The 4,054-nt window shown below is 48.8% G+C and carries 7 protein-coding genes; 4 read left to right on the forward strand and 3 right to left on the reverse strand.

What is annotated here, in order from left to right:
- Positions 1–132: 132 nt before the first annotated feature.
- Both AC1BI1_RS15105 and AC1BI1_RS15110 read right to left on the reverse strand, forming a co-directional pair.
- A complete protein-coding gene (locus AC1BI1_RS15105) occupies positions 133–786 on the reverse strand; it encodes an ImmA/IrrE family metallo-endopeptidase (protein ID WP_476718134.1) in 654 nt (217 codons plus the stop codon).
- On the reverse strand, positions 786–1,142 hold the full coding sequence (locus AC1BI1_RS15110) for a helix-turn-helix domain-containing protein (protein WP_476718135.1): 357 nt from the start codon (positions 1,140–1,142) through the stop codon (positions 786–788). Before AC1BI1_RS15110 ends, AC1BI1_RS15105 begins: the two co-directional genes overlap by 1 nt.
- A gap of 143 nt (positions 1,143–1,285) precedes the next feature.
- Here AC1BI1_RS15110 and AC1BI1_RS15115 point away from each other — a divergent pair, with 143 nt between their 5' ends.
- From AC1BI1_RS15115 to AC1BI1_RS15125, 3 genes are all read left to right on the forward strand, one after another.
- Positions 1,286–1,540 (forward strand): helix-turn-helix transcriptional regulator, encoded by a 255-nt coding sequence (locus AC1BI1_RS15115; RefSeq protein WP_476718136.1) that lies wholly within the window; start codon positions 1,286–1,288, stop codon positions 1,538–1,540.
- A gap of 23 nt (positions 1,541–1,563) precedes the next feature.
- Entirely contained in the window at positions 1,564–1,761 is a 198-nt protein-coding gene (locus tag AC1BI1_RS15120; RefSeq protein WP_476718137.1) for a hypothetical protein, read from the forward strand.
- A gap of 74 nt (positions 1,762–1,835) precedes the next feature.
- Entirely contained in the window at positions 1,836–2,576 is a 741-nt protein-coding gene (locus tag AC1BI1_RS15125; RefSeq protein WP_476718138.1) for a hypothetical protein, read from the forward strand.
- A gap of 307 nt (positions 2,577–2,883) precedes the next feature.
- On the opposite strand, the gene AC1BI1_RS15130 is transcribed toward AC1BI1_RS15125, so the two are convergent.
- Entirely contained in the window at positions 2,884–3,267 is a 384-nt protein-coding gene (locus AC1BI1_RS15130) for a PBECR3 domain-containing polyvalent protein (protein WP_476718139.1), read from the reverse strand.
- A gap of 379 nt (positions 3,268–3,646) precedes the next feature.
- Between AC1BI1_RS15130 and AC1BI1_RS15135 the strand changes: the two genes are divergently transcribed.
- On the forward strand, positions 3,647–3,892 hold the full coding sequence (locus AC1BI1_RS15135) for a hypothetical protein (protein WP_476718140.1): 246 nt from the start codon (positions 3,647–3,649) through the stop codon (positions 3,890–3,892).
- The last annotated feature ends 162 nt before the right edge of the window (positions 3,893–4,054 follow it).

Here is a 4,054-nt window from a genome sequence, read left to right on the forward strand (position 1 = left end):
TGAACGGCACGGGTATAAACATACTCTGGTAGGAGCTTTCTGGGGCCGCTCCCTTCCTGGGGGGCGGCTTTTCTTTTGTGCGCCCGGCATGGGCGAAGGTTTACGGTGAACTACCCTTTCGGAAGGGGTAGTTCACTTCTCTTCCAGGACTCCTTTGGTTCGCCTCCAAAAACCATCATCTGCAACCGCAACTTCTGCATAGGCTGCTCTCGCTTCTGCTACTGCCATGGGCTGGCGTTTCTCGAACAGCCCATATAGATATGCCTTAGAAGCGATTTTTAACTCGTCCAGTCGGTTAATCATCGCTGCCCACGATACTCCAAAAATATTTTTGAGATACGCCAGTTCAGAAACAGAGAGAGGTGTGGGCAATTCTGAAATTATCTCCCTTACCAAGGCCTTGGGCATCAGGTATTCAGCCGTGAATATATCAGCTTCCCGGTTGAGTATCCAGTGCTCGTAGTCGCTCAAATGGTCAATATCGAACTCCTTATGGTGCCCTAGGACTATATGAGAGGTCTCGTGCCCGTATGTAAAATTGTCCCGGCCTTCCGGGAGGTCTACATTTATGTACACCCGGTATATCCCGTCTTCGCCCAGAATAGTGAAGCCTTCCTCGTTAGCGAAGTCGGGGTCCTGGGCACTGCTGAAGTAGTACAGTTCAGCTAACTGTTTGAGCACGCTTTTGGCATCTACTGGACCAGTTATCCCCATCTCTCTTCTGAAGTGCCTCGCCAGAAAAATGGCCCGGCTAGCCCTTACTTTTGTAGGTCTTCGTATATGCATTATTCTTCAACATCCTCTATCGCTGCTTTTATTATTCGGGCTATGCGTTTCTTGTCTTCTGGGGTAAGTCTTTTCCCAGAGCGCCTGAGCACGTTGGCCACTTCGGGGAACTCATCCTCCAAGGTGGGCTTCCGGGCATGATCCGGGGTGGGGTTGTCGGTGCGGCCGAGGAGGTAATCGACGGAGACATTAAAAAAGTCGGCAAGCCTCTGGAGAGCTTCAGGGTCAGGGTTAGCTCTATCTACTTCCCAATTTGCCAACGTAGCCCTATTAATATGAAGGATAGCTGCCAATTCGTTTTGGCTTAATCCCTTTCGTTGCCTTAACCCTTTTAACCTACTACCCAATGTGCTCATATATCACACTCCCAACCTCAAAATAAAAGATTTTGTGTTTCTTATCAACTAATGTGTAAAAATATCACTTAAGAACTTGACATGTGGTTTTGCTACACATATAATTAGTGCAGAAGGTGCACATATCGCAAGGAGTGATGCAGGTGAGAAAAACATTGCGTGAAGCTAGAAAGGCCTTGGGATTAACCCAAGAACAAATCGCTGATGCAGTTGGAATAGATAGAACCGCTTACACTAGAATCGAACTTGGGGTTCGCAACCCTACAATCGATGTTGCTATTAAGATAGCCAATATACTAGACAAAAGCGTTGAGGAACTTTTTATGCCTTTGGATGTGCACCAAGTACACAACACTCCTGTTTTACCCACCGGAACCGAAGGAGACGAGCACTTCTAAGCCACAATAGGGGGTACCTTCATATGACAGTATACCTCCTCAAAGTAACAGCAAAAAGGGAAAAAGAAAAGCCGGTTACCGTAAGCAGAGAGATAATAGGAGAACTGCCCGCTGATCCCCATTACTGGGATGCCATAACCGAATTCCTCCTAAAGCGCATGGAAGAGGACGGGTGGCTGCCACGACCGGCTTGTAATTTGAGAAGAACCGCCACCAGTTGATACAGGAAAATATTTTCCACCCTGCGTACCATATCCTTCCAAGAAAGAGGAGAGTTTTGGGGAGAGGATAGAAAGTGCCGGAGCAATATATAGCCGTAGTATGCCCATCAAAAGACGAAATCCAGAGAAAAAACCGGACACCAGAGGCAGAAAGGAAGTGGCGTAAGCGCCATGGGTTGCCTCCATTACGGGAGCAAGGCCAACGCGGACCTGGCAAAGCTCCTAGAGTAGACCGGCAGGCGGTTGTCCAGGCGGTGGCCAGGGTGATAGTTGATAACCCAACAGCTCCGGCAACTATACTGGCCGAACTGGCAGGCCTGATTGGGGAAGAAGCAAGCGAAAAAGAACGAAAGGCCGCCGCTGAACGGGTGCGCCAAGCATTAAAAGACCTGCAGAAAATGCCAAGCCTGGCCGGGGATGAAGCCCTGGCAGAAGCGGTCCGGCAGGCATTTGCGAAGCGCGAAGAAGAAAAAGAAAGGCGACGACAGGAACGGGAGAAAAAGCCGTTACATACTGAAGAAGAGGCTGCTCTCATGGCCTGGCTCCAGTACCAACAGGCCGTGCATGCCCGGGGAATGTCAGCCAAGAGGGTCCGGGTAGGCAACGGTGATCTGCTCAAGTGGGCGGGTAATGCTTATAAGCTGGATATAAGCTACATAGAATACATATATGCCCTAGATGAAGAATCGAGACCATCCGACATACCGGAGAAGATACCAGCAATTATCTTGCCCGTAGAGGCCCTGTCCTATGGGTTTAAGAAAGGCAAGGGCGGGGGCAGGAAAGCCTTGGTGTACAACACGGATACAGAATAATATACCGGGACTTTCCCGGTTTTTTATTCTGGTCTTAGTTTTACTTGTTCCCCAAGTTCTTCCCACATATCTTCCTCCAAATGCTTTGTATACGGCTGCCACAACGGCAGAGAACTGAAATGGGACTAGATGAACTAGTCCCATAACACGTGGGATCAGGTGGGGCGACACTCCCACATCTCCTAACACCTTTTGGTGGGCGACGGCTGCCTGTTCCGTCCTCTGATCCCCGTTAATTAATTGTCCTCTTGACAATTCTATTATACTACTACCTGTAGCACTTTTGAAGATACCATCTCAAATTTTTTCACAACCGAACTTTAAACGTAGTACCGCTTCTAAGATATCGTTCGAGTTTCTTGGGGTTAATTGCATAAAGACTCCTAACAAATAAAACCCCACTCATACTAGCCCTCACGGCTACTAGTATGTGTTCCCCATAAGTCTTTATAAATTCTATACTTCCTTTGGACGGATGGCGCCCAACGTAGTCGGGATAGGCAATAATTTCTGGAATTTTGTCAAAGTATTTATCAAAACACTCCGGGTGCTCTTTTTTCATATGGGCAATATTTGTGGGGCCAATAAAGATATTCTGGGGTTTGCAGTTTAGACCCAGCAGTTTTATTACTTTTTCGGACAATATTCCTACGCTTTGAATGTCCTTGCAGTTTTTCTCGATTTTGCTCATATGAAAGCAGCACCAAGTAATTTTTTGTCATTGCTCTTTAATTCGACACTACCACGGTATTTCCCTTTCCCAAGGAAGCAATAAATTTTTCGCCCGCAGTATCAAACCTATCAGGCCTTCCGGCTTTCTGTCTATTTTACCACCGCCCGTGCTGGAGCTGGCAAGGGCAAGGGCCTGCGGCATATGCTCCCTCGCTTCGCTCGGTCCGCTATTCCTCGGCCTCGCCTTCGGCAACCCTTGCCGCCCGGCCGGGCGGCTGTGTTTTGCAGCCAAGGCCGGAAGGCCAGGAGCCGGAGGCCCCAAGACAAGGAAGTAGTGATGTGGACCTTGCTATCCTGGCAACCTTTGGCTAGAATGGAGGTGAAGGCAGGCGAGCGCCGTGGCGGAGGAAGTATTGAAAGAAGCTGCGGCCACCAATGAACCGCCAAACAGATTGGCATCGCCGGAGTTTTTCTTCCTCCTCCAGCGGATAGACAGGCTGGACGAGAAGTTGTCCAGGGAGATAAAAGAAGTGGAGGTTAGGCTAGATGCAAAGCTAGATACTCTCAGATTTTGGACCATAGGCGCAGTGATTACGTTAATCGCCGGGTTTGCCGGTGTAATTATAGCCCTATTGCAAACATAAGCTGGACCTCAAGCGTGCTACCCACTATTTTTACACTCAAAATTCTCAAGGGAGGGATTTACTAATGCTTAAGAAAATTGCTGCCGGCCTTCTGGCCGCCATTCTCATCCTGACTGCGGTGCCCTTACAGGCCCGTGCTGAAATGGAATACCGTTTCACCGA

This window comes from Thermanaeromonas sp. DSM 22490 (genome assembly GCF_056378755.1).

Coding starts and splice junctions, on each gene's coding strand:
- AC1BI1_RS15130 (WP_476718139.1), bottom strand. CDS start 3,267: ATGAGCAAAATCGAGAAAAACTGCAAGGACATTCAAAGCGTAGGAATA.
- AC1BI1_RS15110 (WP_476718135.1), bottom strand. CDS start 1,142: ATGAGCACATTGGGTAGTAGGTTAAAAGGGTTAAGGCAACGAAAGGGA.
- AC1BI1_RS15105 (WP_476718134.1), bottom strand. CDS start 786: ATGCATATACGAAGACCTACAAAAGTAAGGGCTAGCCGGGCCATTTTT.
- AC1BI1_RS15120 (WP_476718137.1), top strand. CDS start 1,564: ATGACAGTATACCTCCTCAAAGTAACAGCAAAAAGGGAAAAAGAAAAG.